Source organism: Pseudomonas sp. AIG (genome assembly GCF_977020205.1).
Genome location: NZ_CDROCK010000058.1, coordinates 14,100 through 32,438 on the forward strand (window position 1 = coordinate 14,100; position 18,339 = coordinate 32,438).

The following is an 18,339-nucleotide window of genomic DNA, read 5'->3' on the forward strand; positions in this document are numbered from 1 at the left end:
GAAGAAAAAGCCGCGTTTGATACGCGGCTTTTTTGTGCCTGAAATATTTTCCGCCGCACCACCAACCCCCTGTAGGAGTGAGCCTGCTCGCGATAGCGTTCTATCAGCTACAGATGTGCTGACTGACACACCGCTATCGCGAGCAGGCTCACTCCTACAATGGGAAATGTGTGAATCAGGCCTTTTTGGTGCGCGGCAAGAAGATCGCCAGCACGCCAAACAACGGCAGGAACGAGCACAGGAAATACACGTACTCAATCCCGTGAATATCCGCCAGATGCCCGAGCAACGCCGCGCCGATCCCGCCAAAACCAAACATCAAACCGAAGAACACCCCGGCAATCATCCCGACATTGCCCGGCACCAGTTCCTGCGCGTACACCACAATCGCCGAGAACGCCGAGGCCAGAATGAAGCCGATCACCACGCTGAGGACAGTGGTCCAGAACAGATCGACGTGGGGCATCAGCAACGTAAACGGCGCCACACCGAGGATCGAAAACCAGATCACCGCTTTACGGCCGATCTTATCGCCAATCGGCCCGCCGAAGAACGTCCCCGCCGCCACCGCGCCCAAGAACAGGAACAGGTGCAGCTGCGAACTGGCCACCGACAGGTCGAATTTCTCGATCAGGTAGAAGGTGAAGTAACTGGTGAGGCTGGCCATGTAGAAATACTTCGAAAACACCAACAGCCCCAACACCACCAACGCACTGGTCACCCTGCCCTTCGACAGCCCGTGAGTCGCTGCCTGACCGGCCTTGAGCTTGAACAGGTTCAAGTGATGGGCGTACCAGCGGCTGATGCGGTACAGCACGAACAGCGCAAACACTGCGAACAAACCGAACCACGCCACATTGCCCTGACCGAACGGAATGATGATCGCCGCCGCCAGCAATGGACCGAGCGCGGAACCGGCGTTACCGCCGACCTGGAAGGTCGATTGCGCCAGACCGAAGCGTCCGCCCGAAGCCAGCCGCGCAATCCGCGAGGCTTCGGGATGGAAAGTCGAGGAACCGATACCGATCAGCGCCGCCGCCAGCAGGATCAGGGGGAAACTGCCAACCATCGACATCATCACAATGCCAATCAGCGTGCAAATCGAACCGGCCGGCAACAACCACGGTTTCGGATGCCGATCGGTGTGATAACCGACCCACGGCTGCAACAGCGACGCGGTCAGTTGAAAGGTCAAAGTGATCAGGCCGACCTGAGTAAACGTCAGGCCGTAATTGGCCTTGAGCATCGGGTAGATCGAAGGCAAAACCGATTGGATCAGGTCGTTGATCAAATGCGCCAGCGCCACCGCGCCGATGATACGCATCACCAATGGACTGCTTTGCGGAGCAGCGGGCGCCGAGGCAGCGGCGGTCTGAACGTTGCTGATAGCCATGGAAGTTTCCGGACAGCAGATGGGTGCACACAGGCAGGTGCGTCAATGTGCCATTTTTCAGTGCGTCAGCGCCATCCCCTTAGCCAGCTAACTAACTGGCTGGTCGTCGATTGCAAAGTGATAGCGCAACGCCATGGTCTGAATCTTGCCTTGCTACTTCCCTTGAACGCGGCGCCCTTACAAAGGGCACCGACAATGGGAAGTTTCGCTACAGAGCCGGCCTACAGAGCGGGCGAGAGTGAACTTTCGAGGCCTTTTAGCAGGGCACAACATCCAGGTCGCACGACCGCGATGCACGCCATTGGTGCGTGGTGTCCAGAGGAGTCATGGGGCATGCAGGCTTTCCTTTCACCGGGGATCAAATTGCTGGGGCGGTTTGGCTTCGCAGGTAAATTCCAGTTGTTGTTTCTGCTGTTCATTCTGCCGTTGGCCGGCAGCCTGTTGATGATCGGCCAGGACTATCGCGACAAGCTCAATCTGATTTCCGGCGAACGTGCCGGCGTGCGGCAGTTGCTCGCACTCGATGCGCTGGACAACCTGCTCGCCGCGCAACGCGACCGTGCCGCCCGTTGGCGCGCCACCGAAACCAATCGCCAACCGACGCCGGCCACGCTCGCCGCCATGGGTGCATTCGACGCGGTACAACCGGCAGTTCTGCAAGCCACCACGGACTTGGGTAACGCCCTGAAAAACGAAGGCGCTGAAAACGAAACCCTTACCCGCTATCAGGCGCTGCAAACCGCGCTGAATGGGCTGGACTCGAAAAGCCTCAGTGGTGTCGGTTGGTGGCCGGACGGCTACGACCGTTTCACCAACGCCCTCAGTGCCCTGCAAGCGTTGCGCGAGCAGATCGTCATGGACAATCGCCTGACCCTCGCGCCGTGGCTGGAAACCTATCTGCTGACACAAATTTCCACGCAGCACGCGCCGGACCTGATCGAACGCGTCGGACGTCTCGCAGCAGTCGGCCAAGCCTCGGTCGTCTCCGGCCAATTCACTCTGCAAAGCCGTTTGCAGTTGCGTGACCTGCGCAGCCGCATCGGCGATGCCCGCGAGCAACTGGTCAAAACCGCCACGCTGCTCGAAGCACGCCTGCCGAAAGATCAGCAGAGCTGGGCCAGCCAATACCATGACAGTCTGAAACGCCTTGATAGCGGCCTGAAGGTGCTGGATGACGGCGTGTTCGGCGGCAGCATCACGCTCAAACCGGACGACTTTGAACGCAACCTCGACGCCCTGCTGACCGACCTCGCCGCCCTGCGCCAGCAATCGCTGGTGTCGCTGGATCAACGACTCGATGCCTACCACAGCTCGGCGATCCGTCAGTTCATCATCGTCGCAGCCATTTTCGGCTGCCTGCTGCTGGCGGCGCTGTATCTGTTTGTCTGCCTGCAAGCCTCGATCCGCCGCAGCGCCAGCGGCATCACCCTGCTCGCCGAAGCCCTGCGCGATGGCAACCTGAGTCTGCAAGTGCCGGTGGTGGGCCGCGATGAGCTGGCGGCGATCAGCACCGCGCTCAACGTTGCCGTGGTGCAACTGCGCACGAGCATGCTCGGTGTCGATCACGAAACCTCACAACTGAGCCACGCCGTACGCAGCCTCAACGAGCATTCCAGCGGCGCCCTCAACGAAGTCGAGGCGCAGCAGTTGCAGATCAGCCAGATCGCCGCAGCCGCCACGCAACTCGCCGCGACGTCGCAAGGCGTGGCGCAGAGTTGCGAGCAGGCCTCCGGCAGCGCTCAGCATACCCGGCGCATTGCCGCCGACAGCAGCCGCGACAGCCAGCGCACCACCGCGAGTATTCAGCAGCTCAACCAGCGCTTGAACGAAACTGCGGCGGCGCTGGGCCGGGTCAGCGAGCAAGGCCAGCAGATTCAATTGGTCGTCGACACCATTCGCGGCGTCGCCGAACAGACCAATCTGCTCGCGCTCAACGCCGCTATCGAAGCCGCGCGTGCCGGCGAACAAGGTCGCGGCTTTGCCGTGGTGGCCGATGAAGTGCGCAGCCTTTCGCAACGCACACAGTCGTCCACCGCGCAGATCGCCGGCACCGTCGACAGCCTGCGCGCTACAGTCAACGAAGCCGTGAGTTTGATGGAAGCCGCCTGCGGCCAGGCGCAAACCGATGCCGAGTCGGTGACCGGTCTCGGTGAACGCCTGGGCGAAATCGCCAGCGCCGTGCAGAGCGTTACCGACACCCTCGCGCAGATCGCCACAGCGGTTGAGGAACAGGCAAGTACCGCCGATGAAGTCAGCGGCAATATCCAGCAGGTTGATCAGGCGGCCGTGCGCTTGCTCGAAGGCGCGCGGGCGGTGAATCTTGCCGCAGACACCCTGAGCCAGGGCAGCAAAGCGCTGAGTGACAACACCGCACGCTTCCGCCTCAGTTGATCACAGCCTCGGGGAAGTCCGTTTCCAGTTCAGCCTTGAGCCATTGAATAAACCACGCCACATCCGCCGAGAGTTCGGCGGACGGCGTCAGCACTCGATAGCTCTCAAGCTTCACCTCAGCATCGACCGCACGCACCAGTTTGCCGCTGGCCAGTTCATGACGCACCAGCACCTCGTTGGCCAACGCGATCCCCTGCCCGCTCTCGGCGACCGACAGAGCGTGGTCATTGTTGACGTAGAGCATGTCGGAATTGAGGTGGATATCGAGGTCATGGGCGGCGAACCACAGATTCCACCATTCGCCGTCGTCGACGTGGATCAGTTCGTGGCTGACCAGATCGGCCGGGCTGTTGATCGGTGCAATGCTGGCCAGATACGCCGGCGTGCAGATCGGAAAAACCCGTGGGCAAATCAGCGCTTCCCGTGAGTCGGCATACTGCCCGTCGAGGCCGTAGACGATGCCCAGATCGGCGCTTTTGCCATCCACTTCGGTGAAGGTCGAATTCGGCTCAATGGCCAGTTTCAATCCCGGGCGCAGATGCCGCAGCGCTTCGATCCTTGGCATCAACCAGCGCTTGGCAAACCCCGGCACCACCATGATCCGCAACCAGCGCTCGGCATCTTTTGGTCGGGCCTCTTTGCCTGCCTCAATGATTAGCTGCAAAGCGGCGCTGATCTTGCGGTGGTACTTCTCCCCCGCTGGCGTCAGATTGACCCCGCGTGAGGTGCGTTCGAACAATTGAATGCCCAGCCAGTCCTCAAGCAATTTCACGTGCCGGCCAATCGCAGGCTGGGTCACGTGCAGGGCTTTCGAGGCTTCGACATAGCTGCCCAACCGGGCGGCGGCATCAAAGGCGCGTACCGCGTTGAGCGGCGGCAAACGGTGGTCGGGCATGTTTCCTGGCACCTGCGGCTGTTAAATTAACTAACACCTGCCATGTTTAAATTGAAGTGTCGCGCCGCGCAACCCCTGGCTGATAATCGAGCCACAGCAGAACAATAAAACAGCTGGTTTCACACCCGAACGCAATCTCGATCCTGCCCAAAAAAATAATATCCATGGCCCGACGGCAACGCTTTTCCAAGCGAGTCGCAGGCGATGGGGGAATCGGAGGTAACGCATGAATGCCCTGCATTCGCTGCAAACGCTGGCGGTCTCGATCCGCTCGGTGCGCAAGGTTTACGGTGATCCGCAGACCGGTCCGGTGGCGCTGAAAAGCATCGACCTGGACATCCGCGACAACGAATTCTTCACCCTTCTAGGCCCTTCCGGCTGCGGCAAGACCACGCTGCTGCGGATGATCGCCGGTTTCGAGTTTCCAACCGAAGGCGAGATCCTGCTCTACGGCGAAAACATCGCTGAGCGCCCGCCATTCCAGCGGCCGGTCAACACCGTATTTCAGCATTACGCGCTGTTCCCGCACATGACCATCGCCGAGAACCTGGCCTTCGGCCTCGAATCACAGCCGATGGGCAAAGTCCTCAACAAAGGGCAAATCGCCGAGCGCGTGCGCGAGATGTTGGCGCTGGTGCAGATGGAGCGCTTCGCCACTCGCAAACCGGCGCAACTCTCTGGCGGTCAGCAACAACGTGTCGCCCTCGCCCGCGCTTTGGCACCGCATCCAAAAGTGTTGCTGCTTGATGAGCCGCTGTCGGCACTCGACCTCAAACTGCGTCAGGCCATGCGCGAAGAGTTGAAAACCATCCAGGCGAAAACCGGCATCACCTTCATCTTCGTTACCCACGACCAGGAAGAAGCGCTGACCATGTCCGACCGCATCGCCGTGCTCTCCGAAGGTGAAGTGCAGCAAGTCGGGCGCCCGGAAGACATCTACGAACGCCCGCGCAATCGCTTCGTCGCCGACTTCATTGGCGAAACCAATTTCATTGAAGGCTCGGTCACTCGCGTAGAGGACGGCATGGCCTGGTTCGCCGGGCCGGCGGGCCATCCTCTGCCGGCGCAACCGTGCAGCGACGTGGCAGTCGGCGCCAGCGTGACCTTGTCGGTACGCCCCGAGCGCCTGCATCTGCTGCCGGCCAACAGCGAAAACGCGCTGCCGTGCCGAATCGAAGCGCAGATCTATCTGGGCACCGACCTGCAATATCAGGTCAGCCTGAGCGACGGTTCGCGCCTCACCGTGCGTACGCCCAACTGCGTCGACCAGAGCCTGCGTTTCGCCGTCGGCAGTCAGGCCGGTCTGTTATTCGACCGTGGAAGCGCCAGCGTCCTGCACGATTGAGCCGGAGGAATTGCCATGCATGCCTTACCGATTGCCAACACGCTGGAACGCCGCAAAGCCTTCCAGAGTTTCCTCGGGGTCAGCCCGGCGCTGATCGCCATCGGCCTGTTTCTGCTGGTGCCGATCCTCATCGTCATCGGCTATTCGCTGATGGAAGCCAACCCCTACGGCGGGGTCAATAAAGTCTTCAGCAGCGACGCCTACACCTCGCTGCTGTTCGAGCGGCAACTGGATGACAGCCTCGCGTTTGCCGACTCGTATTTGATCATCGCCCTGCGCTCGATTGGCATTGCCGGGCTGACCACGATCATCACATTGCTGATCGGATTTCCGGTCGCCGTGTGGCTGGCGATGCAGCCGGCGCATCGACGCGGCTTGCTGATTTTTCTGATCACCGTGCCGTTCTGGGCCAACCTGCTGATCCGCACTTACGCGTGGATTCTGCTGCTGCGCAACACCGGGGTGATCAACAACAGTCTGATGGGCCTGGGCGTCATTCATGAACCGTTGCAACTGTTGTACACCGACGGCGCGGTGCTGCTGGGACTGGTTTACACCTATGCGCCGTTCGTGGTGTTGCCGATTTACGCAACGCTGGAAAAGATGGATATCCGTCTGCTCGAAGCCGCGCAGGACCTGTATGCCGGACGGGTGCGCACCTTACGCAAAGTGGTTTTGCCGATCGCCAAACCGGGGATTCTCGCCGGTGCCATCCTCACTTTCGTGCCATGTCTGGGCGCGATGATCGCCCCGGAATTGCTCGGAGGTGGCACGCGGATGATGCTCGGCAACCTGATCTTCCGGCAGTTCAGCGATGCGCGTAACTGGCCGTTTGGCGCAGCGCTGTCGCTGGTGCTGATGGCTGCGGTGATGCTGGTACTGACCGTGTATGCCCTGCGCGCCGAGCGCCAGCGCATCGCCAAAGGAGGTGCGTGATGATCGGAATCTTCAAACGCAAAGGGCTGGGCGTGCAGGACTTTCCCGGTTTCGGCGGCTTCAGTTTTCTGTTCTATCTGTACCTGTATGCGCCGATCGTGGTGCTGGTGGTGTTCTCGTTCAATGCCAACCAATCGGCGACGGTGTGGACCGGTTTCAGCCTCGACTGGTATCGCGCCGCGTTCGCCAATCAGGCCTTGCGCCAGGCCGCCGGCAACAGCCTGTTGATCGCGGTGTGCGCGAGCATGATCGCCACGGCGATTGCCACCCTCGCCGCCCTCGGCACCTCGCGCGGGGCCAAGTTCAAGGGCCTGCACTTGTCGATGGGCGCGATCATGTTGCCGCTGGTGTTGCCGGAAATTGTCGTCGGTGTGGCGACGCTGGCGCTGTTCTCCACCATCGGTCTGTCGCTGGGTTACGGCAACCTGATCATCGCCCATACGGTGTTCTGCATTCCCTTCGCCTACCTGCCGATTCGTGCGCGGTTGAACGACATGGATCTGTCGCTGGAGCAGGCTTCCGCCGACCTCTACGCCGGCCCTTGGCGAACCTTTCGCAAAGTGACATTGCCGCTGCTGATGCCAGGGATTTTCTCCGGGCTGATGCTGGCCTTCATCGTCTCGCTGGATAACTTCGTGATCTCGATGATGGTCTCGCAAGCGGGCACCACGACCTTGCCGATCTTCATTTTCGGCCTGCTACGGATGGGCGTGACACCCGACGTCAACGCCGTGTCAACCCTGATCCTGGGCGTCTCGGTGCTGTTCGTCAGCCTCTCTTACCTGTTGGGCAAAAAGAACGCCTGAACCTTCTACGACCTGTGGGGAAATAGCATGAGCAAGTGGATAAAAAGCGTCGGCACTTCGTTGTTCCTGACTGTGCCGCTAAGCATGGCCGCCAGTGTTCAGGCCGCCGAGAAGCTCAACGTGGTGAGCTGGAGCGGCTATTTTTCGCCGGAGATTCTTGCCAAGTTCCAAAAGCAGACCGGCATCGAAGTCACCGTCGATTCCTACGATTCCAACGAGACGCTGCTGGCGAAATTGAAACAGGGCGGCGCCGGTTATGACGTGGCGATTCCGTCGCACCAGTTCGTGCCGATCCTGATCAAGGAAAACCTGCTGGAACGCTTTGACCCGGTCAAGGAACCCTACTACGCCAGCGTTGTGGATAACCTGAAAAAACCGAGCTGGGACCCAGAAGGCGCGTATTCGGTGCCGTTCATCTGGGGCACCACCAGCGTCGTGCTCGACAGCGCCCGCTACAAAGGCCCGGCTGACAGCTACAAGGTTTTGTATGAGCCGCCAGCCGAGTTGCAGGGGCGCATCAACATGTTCGACTCGGTCAGCGACATGGTCGACATGGCCAGCCTCTATTTGAACATTCCGCTGTGCAGTGAAGACCCGAAACAGATGCAGCAGGTGCTGACGCTGCTCAAGGCGCAGAAGCCGTTCGTGAAAACCTACAGCTCCAAGGCCGGCTCGATTCGCGAGAACCTCGCCTCGGGTGAAATCGACATGTCGATGTTCTGGGGCGGCTCGTCGATGCGCGCCCGCGAGATGAAACCGACGCTGAAATACCTCTACCCGAAAGAAGGCGTACTGGCCTGGGTCGACAACATGGTCATCCCCGCTGGCAGCAAGAATCCGGCGAATGCCAAGGCGTTCATCGCCTTCCTCAGCCAGCCGGAAAACTCGGCGATGACGCAGAACTTCCTCAAGCACCAGAGCCCGATCAAAGGCGTTGAACCGTTCCTCGATGCGGCGCTCAAGGATGCGCCGGAATTGCACATTCCCGAGGGCACCAACGTGGTGTTCAGCAAGACCTGCGGTGAAGGCGCGATCCGCCTCGCTGACCGTCTCTGGACCAACCTGATGCGTTGATCGCTACCGCCCCGTCGCACTGGCGGGGCACTTTTCCAGCCGTCTGAAAGGCCGCTTGCAATGAACGCTAATAACATCAGCGAACTGGTCCTGCTGCAGGCCCACGCGCTCGCCGACCGCATCCGCCTGCGCCAGGTGTCCTGCCGGGAAGTGATGCAGACTTACCTTGCCCATATCGAACGTTTCAACCCGTTGGTCAATGCGTTGATCAGCCTGCAATCACCGGAACATCTGCTGGCTCAGGCCGATGAACGCGATGCCGAACTGGCGCGTGGCGAGTACCGTGGCTGGATGCATGGCTTGCCCCATGCGATCAAGGATCTGTCACTGACCCAGGGCATTCGCACCACGCTGGGTTCGCCGCTGTACAAAGACTTTGTGCCTGAGCGCGACGGCATCATGGTCGAGCGGATCAAGGCCGCCGGCGCGATCATCATCGGCAAGACCAACACCCCGGAATTCGGCCTCGGTTCGCAGAGTTATAACCCGTTGTTTGGTGCGACCGCTTGCGCGTATGACCCGAGCAAAACCGCGGGCGGCAGCAGTGGCGGCGCGGCGGCGGCACTGGCGATGCATCTGGTGCCTGTCGCGGATGGCAGCGACATGATGGGCTCGCTGCGTAATCCGGCGGCGTTCAACAACATCTTTGGATTTCGTCCGTCGCAGGGCCGTGTGCCGTTCGATGACAGCGCGGATCTGTTTTTCGATCAGTTGGGTTACGAAGGACCGATGGCGCGCAGTGTGAAAGATGCGGCGTTGCTGTTGTCGGTGCAAGCTGGCGGTGATGTTCGGGCGCCGCTGTCGATAGCTGAATCCGGTGAGACGTTTGCGGCGCCGCTGGAGCGTGATTTCAAAGGCACGCGTTTGGGTTGGCTGGGGGACTTCAGCGGTTATCTGCCGATGGAGCAAGGCGTGCTGTCGCTGTGCGAGAAGACCTTCGCCGACTTTGAGAGCCTCGGCTGCCACGTTGAGTCCGTTCAGCCGGATTTCGCGCCTGATCGGCTGTGGAGCAGTTGGCGGACGTTGCGGCACTGGATGGTCGCGGGGTCTTTGGGCGCGACGTATGCCGACCCGCAGAAGCGTGCGTTGCTGAAACCGGAAGCGATCTGGGAAGTTGAGAATGGTTTGAAGCTTTCGGCCAGCGAAGTGTTCGCCGCCTCAGTGGTGCGCAGCGATTGGTATCGGGCGATTTCCCGGCTGTTCGAACGCTACGACTATCTGTTGTTGCCGAGCGCTCAGGTGTTTCCGTTCGACAAGACTCAGCCGTGGCCGACGTCGATTGAGGGTGTGGCGATGGACACGTATCACCGCTGGATGGAGGTGGTCATCCCCGGCACGTTGTCGGGTTGCCCGGTTGCGAACGTCCAGGCGGGATTCAATGCGCAGGGTTTACCGATGGGGCTGCAAATCATCGGCAAGCACCAGGCCGACTTCGCTGTCCTGCAATTGGCGCACGCTTATGAGCAGGCCAGCCGCTGGTTCCAACGCTGCCCTTCGCCACTGCTCAGCCAGTGATTTTGATAAACGGTTGAAAGCGTAGAAAAAATTTTTAAATTTACGCTTGACGCTTTTCCATTTCAGGGGAATAATGCGCGCCACTTGGCTACATAGCTCAGTTGGTTAGAGCATAGCATTCATAATGCTGGGGTCCGGGGTTCAAGTCCCTGTGTAGCCACCAAGTACTAAAAACGGCTTACCGAAAGGTAGGCCGTTTTTTTATGCCTGCAATAATCCCCCGCCCGGTTACCGATCTATCCGAATCACTGTTTGCGCTAGAGGTGTAGCGATGCGCTACCACCGATCAATGGGTTCGCAGTCGCTCATCAGTCAGACTTTCTTACAGTTTGCGCTTCTTTTTTTTTCACATAAGCCAATATCAAATTCAAGATCATGCCTTCCTCACAACCAGGCTTTTAGCCAGGTAACACGGGCCTCGCCCGCCATAAAATTCAAGATAATCAAAAGTGCTATTTGAGAAAAATGCCGCTATCCCTGAGGGTTAGCGGCGTTTTTCCTACGCAAATAGCGTTGCGGCTTTACTCGGACGACTCATCTATTCCGCTGTAATCACCAGACACCCTTTCATCACACGCACTTTGACGTTCTCGTTCCCCTCGAATCCCGCCTGCCGCAACCACAGTCCGCGAAGCCTGATCCAGGGCACCGGTTTGGCGGGGCTGTAGGTCTTTTCCTTGGTATGAACCGGGTAAAAATCAGCGGCGATTTTCAACCTGCGTTCAGTGATGGGGGTTGATGACGTATGATTGGTGTTAGCCATGATTAGCTCCTGTTATTAGCTCCTGTTTAGCTGCTTGTGGTTAGCGGGGCCAGGGTGTTCGCGCACCTTGGTTCCGCGTTCTTTGGGTTACTTCAAATTTCTTTTTCTTCGTCGCTCGCTTTGGTCGCTGCCTGTGCGATTAGTGCGTCAAGCATCTGCGCAATGACCTTCTGCTGGACCTTCGAAAGCTCATTGATGGACTGCAACCGTCGATACCACGTCGAGGTCAAGCTGCGTCTGGGCGTCTCCGTGTAAGAGGGAACCCCGAGCAGGTCTTCAACGGGCACGCGAAGCGCAAATGCCATCTTCACCAGTGTCGTGACCGGCATGCTGCGCGTGCCCTCCTCGTAGCCCTGAAAGGTTTGCCGGGAAAGACCTAAAGCCCGTGCAAACCGAGTCTGTGTGATCTCGTGCACTGTGCGTAAGTGAGCAATACGACTGCCCATCGCCACCAGAAAATCGCGGTCCTCATTGGAAACACTCATGACAATGGCCGACTGAAAATAGAGTTGAATGGCAACGGACTCATCCTTTTCATCTGAAATCCATCCTGGAAAAAACAACAGAAAATATCCTCAGGTAAAGGCGCGTAAGTTGTCGACCTGAAAGGCAGAACAACCGCTAGGTCGGGGGCGAGGTACTACAGGCGCGAAATGCCTTTTCATTCGACTGAATCGGTAGCGAGAGATCAGGTTGAAAAAACGCTGTAGGAAACGGATTCGATCCTGGTATGAATTAGATCGCGCAGCACAAATACAAAAAAACGGCTTACCGCAAAGTGAGCCGTTTTTTGTGTCTGGAGGAAAGTGCCGGCAGCAAAGACACTGATGATTTACTGCGACCAGTTTTCCAACGCCGACAACCCTCTCGCCCAGATTTGCCGAGTACGCAAACCCACCATTGCCCGCCAGTCCGGATCAGCCGGATAAAACTGCTCCAGCAGATTCAACTTGATCGCCCGCCCTATCGCATCCAGCGGATCACCATGCAAATGCAGCCAGTGATCATCGCGCAAATGCCGATGCACATCCGGCCCCGGATACGTCCCGCACTCGATCACGAACGGCATCAACTGCACGTCCGGTAAAGCATTGAGCAACGCCTGCGAGGTGTACCCGGTAGCCGTCGCTGCCACGCCGGTTTCGCTCAAGGTGTCGGCGCCGGTGTGCAGCGTGTAAAGCCATGGGCCGTAGATCGCCTGGGCCTGCGCGAGTGCCGGGTAAGGTGCCTGGGTGATGGTCAGCAACATCGGATGGCCGTACTCGCCAGCGCCGGTGTGCAAATCAAAACACATCACCGTTTCAGCGCCAGCCAGATGCGCATCGATGATTTGATGCAAGGTGCGATTCGACCAGCTCGGCGCGCGGCCGCCGTAAAACAGTCCGTCGGGATGGCTGTGCTGGCCGCCCTCGACAATCGACATCACCGCCGGCCAGCCGTGTTGGTTGATCTGCGCGTCGAGCAAGGTATCGACGCGTTTGCGTTCGGAGCCATTGAGATCGGTGCAGGCGTAGATTTCATGCAGCGCGGCGTACGCGCGGTTATCCGGCAAGGGTCCTGTGAAATCGAGGTGATTGCGGTTGAGGTCGATGTTGTCTTCGTTGACCCGGCGTAACCACGCCGTGCCCCATGGGTTGATCAGGTGCACCATCACCACCGCGACATCCTTGGGCAGCGAGCCCGGTAGGAATGCCTTCAGCCATTCGATCTGACAATCCGAGCCGTAATAGCCCTCGACGCCGTGGGTACCGCTGAGCGCTACCAGTCGGCGTTTGGCCTGTGGATCGCCGAGCACGGCGACGTCGGTGCTCAGCGGTTCGCCAAAGGGGCCGCAGCGTGGATGGGCGTAGGAAGTGAGCGTGGCGCCGACGGCATTGGCGGCGGCGATGAACTGTTCGCGTTGATCGCGGTAGCTGGATTCGGAGGGGAACTCGCTGTGCATGCCTAGCCTCTTGTGATTTTTATGTCTTTACAAGGAGTGAGCCTGCTCGCGATAGCGGTGGTTCAGTCAATACTGATGTTGGCCGTAATGCCGCTATCGCGAGCAGGCTCACTCCTACAGGGGATGTTGGTGCTCCATAAATTTGAGCTTGACCCTAGCGAACATCCGCCCTGAAAAGAAAGACAAAAATGCCCATCGGTTTGCGTCGCGACCGAGCGGTCGATAAAGTCCCTGAGACTTTTATCCCACGGACGGAGAGCCCACGTGTTTTCAGCCTTGCCCTTGAGCCGCTTTCGCCTGCCTGCCCTGACGCTGATCATCAGCGCCCTGACCCTCACCGCGTGCAACGCCCCGCCCTCTTCGACCTTGCCGTTGGCACCGGAAGCCGCGTCCGGTTTCCGCACCGATCTGCAAACCCGTCACGCCAGCCAACACATGGCCGCCGCTGCCAATCCCTTGGCTGCTGAAGCCGGTCGCGAGATGCTGCGTCAGGGCGGCTCGGCGATTGATGCGGCGATTGCGATGCAAGCGGTGCTGACCCTGGTTGAGCCGCAATCGTCCGGGATCGGCGGCGGCGCGATGATCGTGTTGTGGGACGGTAAACAGGTGCGCACGTATGACGGTCGCGAAACCGCACCGGCCGGCGCGACCGAAAAGCTGTTCGTGCGTGCCGATGGCCAGCCGATGTCGTTCCCGCAGGCGCAGATTGGCGGTCGCTCGGTCGGTACGCCGGGCGTATTGCGTGCGCTAGAGCTGGCGCATAAACAACACGGTCGCCTGCCATGGGCCAAGCTGTTTGAACCGGCGATCAAACTGGCCGAGCAAGGCTTTGCGATATCCCCGCGTTTGCACTCGCTGCTGGAAGCAGACCCGGTGATCCGCCAGTCGCCCGACATGGCCAAGTACTTCCTCAACGCCGATGGAAGCGTCAAAGCCGTTGGCACACGCCTGCAAAACCCGGCGCTGGCCGCAGTGCTCAAACGCATCGCCAATGAAGGCGCGGATGCGCTTTACAAAGGCCCGATCGCCGAAGAAATCGTCGCCAAGGTGCAGGGCCACGCCAACCCCGGCAGCCTGACGCTCAGCGATCTGCAGCGCTATCAGGCCAAGGAGCGCGCGCCGCTGTGCACCGACTACAAACGCTGGCAGGTCTGCGGCATGCCGCCACCGTCGTCGGGCGGGATCGCCGTTGCGCAGATTCTCGGCACGTTGCAGGCGCTGGAAACCCGCGACCCGCGCCTCTCGCTGACGCCTCTGAAACCGCTGAAGACCGACAAACCGGCCGGGATCGAACCGGACCCGCAAGCCGTGCATTTGATCGCCGAAGCCGAACGTCTGGCTTACGCCGACCGCGCGCAATACGTCGCCGATACCGACTTCGTGCCGGTGCCGGTCAAAGGCCTGGTCGACCCGGGTTATCTGGCAAGCCGCGCCAGCCTGATCGGCGAGCGCAGCATGGGCAGCGCCAAACCGGGCACACCGCCGGGCGTGCAGGTGGCCTACGCCCCGGACCGTTCGCCGCTGCGCATCTCCACCTCGCAAGTGGTCGCGGTGGATGACCTCGGCGGCGCCGTGTCGATGACCACCACCATCGAAGCGGCGTTCGGTTCGCACCTGATGGTTCAGGGTTTCCTGCTGAACAACCAGATGACCGACTTCTCGTTCATCCCCGAAGAGAACGGGCAGAAAGTCGCCAACCGCGTCGAACCCGGCAAACGTCCACGCTCGTCGATGGCGCCAACGCTGATCTTCGATCGCCCCAGCGGCGAATTCGTCGCCACGGTCGGCTCGCCGGGCGGTTCGCAAATCATCGAATACGTGGCCAAAACCACCGTCGGCCTGCTCGACTGGCACCTCGACCCGCAAAGCGCCATCAGCCTGCCCAACTTCGGCAGCCGCAACGGCCCGACCGAACTGGAACAAGGCCAATTCAGCCCGGCGCTGATTCAGGCACTGAAGGACAAAGGGCATGCGGTGAATGAAATCGACATGACCAGCGGCACCCAGGCCATCGTGCGGGTCAAGGATGCGCAGGGGAAAGCGTCGTTGGAGGGTGGCGCGGATCCACGGCGTGAGGGGGAAGCGTTGGGGGATTGAGGCTAGGACGCAAAGAGAAAAGGCTTACCGTGAGGTAGGCCTTTTTTGTGGCTAACAGATTGTGTTCACTCGCATTCCGTCGCCTTTTCCTACCCCGAAAACTTGCTGCCACAGATAGAGTAAGTGGCCGTTCAGCAAAAAATACTTTCGGAATCTGCTGGCAATTATGAATACAGAAATATTTGAACCGTACGTCCACCGAATGCTAACTGCCTTGCATCAGTCCCATAGCGGGACTAGGATCGCGTCATGAGAATTATCGCTGTCAGTCAGCTCAAAAATTTTTGGGAACGGTATCCGGACTCAGAGCAACCACTGTTGGCGTGGATAGATGAAGCGAGAAAAGCAAGCTGGTCAACACCCTCGGACATCAAGGCACACTTTGCTTCTGCGAGCATTCTGAAAAGCCGCAGAGTGGTGTTCAACATCAAGGGTAATGACTTTCGCCTGATCGTAGCCGTGGCCTACCGCTTCGGCGCCATATACATAAAATTCGTCGGCACCCACAAGCAGTACGATGCAATCGACGCTGATACCGTCGAAATGGAGTAACCCATGAATATTCATCCAATTCATACGGAAGAGGAATACCGTGCAGCACTCAAAGAGGTGTCTGCATTTTTTGACAATGAGCCAGAACCGGGTACACCCGAAGGGGACTACTTCGATGTCATGATCACCCTCATCGAAGTTTACGAAGCCAAGAAATTCCCCCTCGACTTGCCGAATGCAATCGAAGCCATCAAGTTCCGTATGGAGCAATCAGGGCTTTCTGCGGCGGATCTGGCCCCTGCCATTGGCAGGACGAACCGGGTATATGAAGTCCTCAATGGCAAGCGTGCTTTGACGCTTCCCATGATATGGAAGCTCCATGAACTATTCGGTATTCCAGCCGAGAGCCTGATCAAACCCGCCAAGCTGGGCTAATCAAACCGACAACGTCTTGCCATCCACCCCATCACCAATCTTCAGGAAATGCCCGCCCGCCACGTGGTGCAAGGTGCGCAAACCGTCATGCCCTTCGAAATGCCAGCGCCCGTCGCTGAACACGCGCTCATCGGCGTGGGCGGCGATGACTTCGGCGAGGAACAGGTCGTATTGCTCATGATTGCGCGGCTCAGGCAGCAAGCGGCATTCCAGCCAAGCGACGCAGCCTTCGAGCAGCGGCGCTTCGACTTGTTCGCCGGCAAAGGTTTGCAGGCCGTAAGCCTGAAACTTGTCTTGCCCTTGGCTTTGGCTGATGTCCAGACCCGAGGTATTGCCGACGGTTTGCACGATGTCGGCCTGGTTGACGCACGGCACGTTGAGCACGAAGGTGCCGGACGCTTCGAGCAGTTGGCGGGTCCAGGTGGATTTATCGAGGACGACGGCGACTTTCGGTGGTTCGAAGTCCAATGGCATGGCCCAAGCGGCAGCCATGATGTTGCGCTGGCCATCGTGGGCGGCGCTGACCAGCACGGTCGGCCCGTGGTTGAGCAAACGGTAGGCTTTGTTCAGGGGCACCGGGCGGCGGTGGGAATCGCTCATGGGGTCTGCTCCGGGGGAAAAGGAGCCGATTGTAGCGCTGCCACTGAAGAAACACAGAACCTGTGGGAGCAAGCTCGCTCCCACATGGGATCAGTGCAGATCAGTGGGAGAGTTGGTTGGCGAACTGGCCGACCGCATTCACGACTTTCTGCGCACCGTCCTGAATCTCGACAATCACCGTGCCCGCCTCTGCTGCCAGCGCCAGGCCTTGTTCGGCCTGAAGCTTGCCGTCGGTCATCAGCGCTACGGCGTTGCGCGCCATTTCCTGGTTCTGCCGCACCACGGTGACAATCTCTTCGGTCGCCTGACTGGTGCGCGAGGCCAGTTGCCGCACTTCGTCGGCCACCACCGCAAAACCACGGCCCTGCTCACCGGCGCGCGCCGCCTCAATGGCAGCGTTGAGCGCCAGCAGGTTGGTCTGTTCGGCGATGCCGCTGATGGTTTTGACGATGGTGCCGATCACCTGCGACTGCTCGTTCAATGCCTCGATGCCTTCCCCGGCAGCCTGCATGTGCCGCGACAGATCACGCATCACATTCACCGCCTCGGTGACCACGGTGGTGCCGCGTTGCGCGGTGCTGTCGGTTTGCTGCGAAGTGCTGTAGGCAATGCTGGCCGCGTCGGCTACTGCTTGTTCGCGATTGACCTGATCGGTGATCACGGTGGCGAATTTCACCACTTTGTACAGTTTGTTGTTGGCATCGACCACCGGGTTGTAGGACGCCTCCAGCCACACCGTACGACCATGGCTGTCGACACGCTTGAAGCGGTCAGCGACGAACTCGCCGTTGTTCAAACGGCGCCAGAAGTTCTGGTACTCGGCGCTGTTGTACTCCTCCGGAGCGCAGAACGTCCGGTGATGTTTACCCTTGATCTGCGCCAGGCTGTAACCCATGCCGCTGAGGAAGCGATCGTTGGCGTTAAGCACGTTGCCGTTGAGGTCAAACTCGATCACGGCAGTGGAGCGCACCAGCGCACCGATCAGGTTTTCGTGTTCACGCGAGGCTTCAATGGTGCGGGTCAGGTCGCTGGCGAACAGCGAAATGTGTTTGATCCGCCCATCCGAAGAACGCACCGGCTGCACAATCGAACGCAGCCACGCTTCTTCACCATTGCCACGCAACAGGCGCACGGCACCGGCGAAGTGCTCGCCTCTATTCATGGCGTTTTTGAAACGGTGATGGAATTCGTCCGACTTCACATGCGCCGGGACGATGTCTTCAATCGCCCGACCGATCAGGTCCTGGCTCTTGTAGAGCATCTCAGTGAGGAAGTTCTGGTTGACCGACTGAATGCGCCCGTCGGGCTCAAGGGTCAGCACCAGCATCTCGCTTTCCAGGCTTTCTTTCACTTGCACAAGGCTGGAGAGTTCTTCACGAAGAGCGGCCAGCTCTTGCTTCAAGCGTTTGTTGAACATGGGGAAGTACCGATGGGCAGGATAGAAAGCGGGATGCAGCCTAACCATCGGCCTTGAAAATCTTTTCTGAAGAGCGCTTGCGACCGGTCAGTCAAAAATAATCTCAATAGGCCACTGGCCTTCTCTATCCACCATCGAGCGGATACAAAACCCAGCGCTCTGGCCCGGCCACATCAGGTATTCTCAAGATAAATTGCAACAACATGTTGCCGGTATTCGCCCGATAAGGAGTTCCGTT

Annotated in this window: 16 protein-coding genes, 1 tRNA gene and 1 pseudogene; 10 read left to right on the forward strand and 8 right to left on the reverse strand. The window is 59.3% G+C overall.

Annotated elements, in window-relative coordinates:
- Positions 1-175: 175 nt before the first annotated feature.
- A complete protein-coding gene (locus tag ACWR1S_RS26075) occupies positions 176-1,393 on the reverse strand; it encodes an MFS transporter (RefSeq protein WP_454565493.1) in 1,218 nt (405 codons plus the stop codon).
- A 333-nt stretch (positions 1,394-1,726) separates the two neighbouring features.
- Here ACWR1S_RS26075 and ACWR1S_RS26080 point away from each other — a divergent pair, with 333 nt between their 5' ends.
- Positions 1,727-3,784 (forward strand): methyl-accepting chemotaxis protein, encoded by a 2,058-nt coding sequence (locus ACWR1S_RS26080; protein WP_454565494.1) that lies wholly within the window; start codon positions 1,727-1,729, stop codon positions 3,782-3,784.
- Here the strand turns inward: ACWR1S_RS26080 and ACWR1S_RS26085 are convergent.
- Positions 3,777-4,679 (reverse strand): LysR substrate-binding domain-containing protein, encoded by a 903-nt coding sequence (locus ACWR1S_RS26085; RefSeq protein ID WP_454565495.1) that lies wholly within the window; start codon positions 4,677-4,679, stop codon positions 3,777-3,779. The genes ACWR1S_RS26080 and ACWR1S_RS26085 overlap by 8 nt on opposite strands.
- A 226-nt stretch (positions 4,680-4,905) precedes the next feature.
- Here ACWR1S_RS26085 and ACWR1S_RS26090 point away from each other — a divergent pair, with 226 nt between their 5' ends.
- From ACWR1S_RS26090 to ACWR1S_RS26115, 6 genes are all read left to right on the forward strand, one after another.
- Complete coding sequence (locus ACWR1S_RS26090) at positions 4,906-6,024, forward strand: ABC transporter ATP-binding protein (RefSeq protein WP_454565496.1); 1,119 nt, start codon at positions 4,906-4,908, stop codon at positions 6,022-6,024.
- A 15-nt stretch (positions 6,025-6,039) separates the two neighbouring features.
- The gene (locus tag ACWR1S_RS26095) at positions 6,040-6,960 is read left to right on the forward strand and encodes an ABC transporter permease (RefSeq protein ID WP_108226011.1); all 921 of its coding nucleotides are present in this window, start codon (positions 6,040-6,042) and stop codon (positions 6,958-6,960) included.
- Positions 6,960-7,766, forward strand: a complete 807-nt coding sequence (locus ACWR1S_RS26100; RefSeq protein WP_116255190.1) for an ABC transporter permease — start codon at positions 6,960-6,962, stop codon at positions 7,764-7,766. Before ACWR1S_RS26095 ends, ACWR1S_RS26100 begins: the two co-directional genes overlap by 1 nt.
- Positions 7,767-7,793: 27 nt before the next feature.
- A complete protein-coding gene (locus ACWR1S_RS26105) occupies positions 7,794-8,840 on the forward strand; it encodes an ABC transporter substrate-binding protein (protein WP_454565497.1) in 1,047 nt (348 codons plus the stop codon).
- A 60-nt stretch (positions 8,841-8,900) separates the two neighbouring features.
- Entirely contained in the window at positions 8,901-10,355 is a 1,455-nt protein-coding gene (locus tag ACWR1S_RS26110; RefSeq protein WP_454565498.1) for an amidase, read from the forward strand.
- An 86-nt stretch (positions 10,356-10,441) separates the two neighbouring features.
- A tRNA-Met gene (locus ACWR1S_RS26115) sits at positions 10,442-10,518 on the forward strand.
- Between the two features lie 375 nt (positions 10,519-10,893).
- Here ACWR1S_RS26115 and ACWR1S_RS26120 read toward each other — a convergent pair.
- From ACWR1S_RS26120 to ACWR1S_RS26130, 3 genes are all read right to left on the reverse strand, one after another.
- A complete protein-coding gene (locus ACWR1S_RS26120; protein WP_454565499.1) occupies positions 10,894-11,118 on the reverse strand; it encodes a SymE family type I addiction module toxin in 225 nt (74 codons plus the stop codon).
- A 92-nt stretch (positions 11,119-11,210) separates the two neighbouring features.
- Positions 11,211-11,681, reverse strand: a complete 471-nt coding sequence (locus ACWR1S_RS26125; RefSeq protein ID WP_454565500.1) for a helix-turn-helix domain-containing protein — start codon at positions 11,679-11,681, stop codon at positions 11,211-11,213.
- A 269-nt stretch (positions 11,682-11,950) separates the two neighbouring features.
- On the reverse strand, positions 11,951-13,060 hold the full coding sequence (locus ACWR1S_RS26130) for a DUF2817 domain-containing protein (protein ID WP_454565501.1): 1,110 nt from the start codon (positions 13,058-13,060) through the stop codon (positions 11,951-11,953).
- Positions 13,061-13,324: 264 nt separating this feature from the next.
- Between ACWR1S_RS26130 and ggt the strand changes: the two genes are divergently transcribed.
- From ggt to ACWR1S_RS26145, 3 genes are all read left to right on the forward strand, one after another.
- Positions 13,325-15,157, forward strand: a complete 1,833-nt coding sequence (ggt, locus tag ACWR1S_RS26135) for a gamma-glutamyltransferase (RefSeq protein WP_454565502.1) — start codon at positions 13,325-13,327, stop codon at positions 15,155-15,157.
- 249 nt (positions 15,158-15,406) lie between these two features.
- Positions 15,407-15,709 carry a type II toxin-antitoxin system HigB family toxin gene (locus ACWR1S_RS26140; RefSeq protein ID WP_095122959.1) on the forward strand — a complete coding sequence of 101 codons (303 nt, stop codon included), beginning with the start codon at positions 15,407-15,409 and terminating at the stop codon, positions 15,707-15,709.
- Between the two features lie 3 nt (positions 15,710-15,712).
- A complete protein-coding gene (locus tag ACWR1S_RS26145) occupies positions 15,713-16,084 on the forward strand; it encodes a helix-turn-helix domain-containing protein (RefSeq protein WP_454565503.1) in 372 nt (123 codons plus the stop codon).
- On the opposite strand, the gene ACWR1S_RS26150 is transcribed toward ACWR1S_RS26145, so the two are convergent.
- The 3 genes and pseudogenes from ACWR1S_RS26150 to ACWR1S_RS26160 all read right to left on the reverse strand — a co-directional run.
- Positions 16,085-16,684: a flavin reductase family protein gene (locus tag ACWR1S_RS26150; protein WP_454565504.1), complete on the reverse strand. Its 600-nt coding sequence runs from the start codon at positions 16,682-16,684 to the stop codon at positions 16,085-16,087.
- 100 nt (positions 16,685-16,784) lie between these two features.
- Positions 16,785-17,345 carry a methyl-accepting chemotaxis protein gene (locus ACWR1S_RS26155; protein WP_371748318.1) on the reverse strand — a complete coding sequence of 187 codons (561 nt, stop codon included), beginning with the start codon at positions 17,343-17,345 and terminating at the stop codon, positions 16,785-16,787.
- A pseudogene (locus tag ACWR1S_RS26160) lies at positions 17,325-18,149 on the reverse strand (PAS domain-containing protein); the annotation flags it as partial. The pseudogene ACWR1S_RS26160 and the gene ACWR1S_RS26155, both read right to left, overlap by 21 nt.
- Positions 18,150-18,339: the final 190 nt, after the last annotated feature.

Coding starts and splice junctions, on each gene's coding strand:
- ACWR1S_RS26075 (WP_454565493.1), bottom strand. CDS start 1,393: ATGGCTATCAGCAACGTTCAGACCGCCGCTGCCTCGGCGCCCGCTGCT.
- ACWR1S_RS26080 (WP_454565494.1), top strand. CDS start 1,727: ATGCAGGCTTTCCTTTCACCGGGGATCAAATTGCTGGGGCGGTTTGGC.
- ACWR1S_RS26085 (WP_454565495.1), bottom strand. CDS start 4,679: ATGCCCGACCACCGTTTGCCGCCGCTCAACGCGGTACGCGCCTTTGAT.
- ACWR1S_RS26090 (WP_454565496.1), top strand. CDS start 4,906: ATGAATGCCCTGCATTCGCTGCAAACGCTGGCGGTCTCGATCCGCTCG.
- ACWR1S_RS26095 (WP_108226011.1), top strand. CDS start 6,040: ATGCATGCCTTACCGATTGCCAACACGCTGGAACGCCGCAAAGCCTTC.
- ACWR1S_RS26100 (WP_116255190.1), top strand. CDS start 6,960: ATGATCGGAATCTTCAAACGCAAAGGGCTGGGCGTGCAGGACTTTCCC.
- ACWR1S_RS26105 (WP_454565497.1), top strand. CDS start 7,794: ATGAGCAAGTGGATAAAAAGCGTCGGCACTTCGTTGTTCCTGACTGTG.
- ACWR1S_RS26110 (WP_454565498.1), top strand. CDS start 8,901: ATGAACGCTAATAACATCAGCGAACTGGTCCTGCTGCAGGCCCACGCG.
- ACWR1S_RS26120 (WP_454565499.1), bottom strand. CDS start 11,118: ATGGCTAACACCAATCATACGTCATCAACCCCCATCACTGAACGCAGG.
- ACWR1S_RS26130 (WP_454565501.1), bottom strand. CDS start 13,060: ATGCACAGCGAGTTCCCCTCCGAATCCAGCTACCGCGATCAACGCGAA.
- ACWR1S_RS26140 (WP_095122959.1), top strand. CDS start 15,407: ATGAGAATTATCGCTGTCAGTCAGCTCAAAAATTTTTGGGAACGGTAT.
- ACWR1S_RS26145 (WP_454565503.1), top strand. CDS start 15,713: ATGAATATTCATCCAATTCATACGGAAGAGGAATACCGTGCAGCACTC.
- ACWR1S_RS26150 (WP_454565504.1), bottom strand. CDS start 16,684: ATGAGCGATTCCCACCGCCGCCCGGTGCCCCTGAACAAAGCCTACCGT.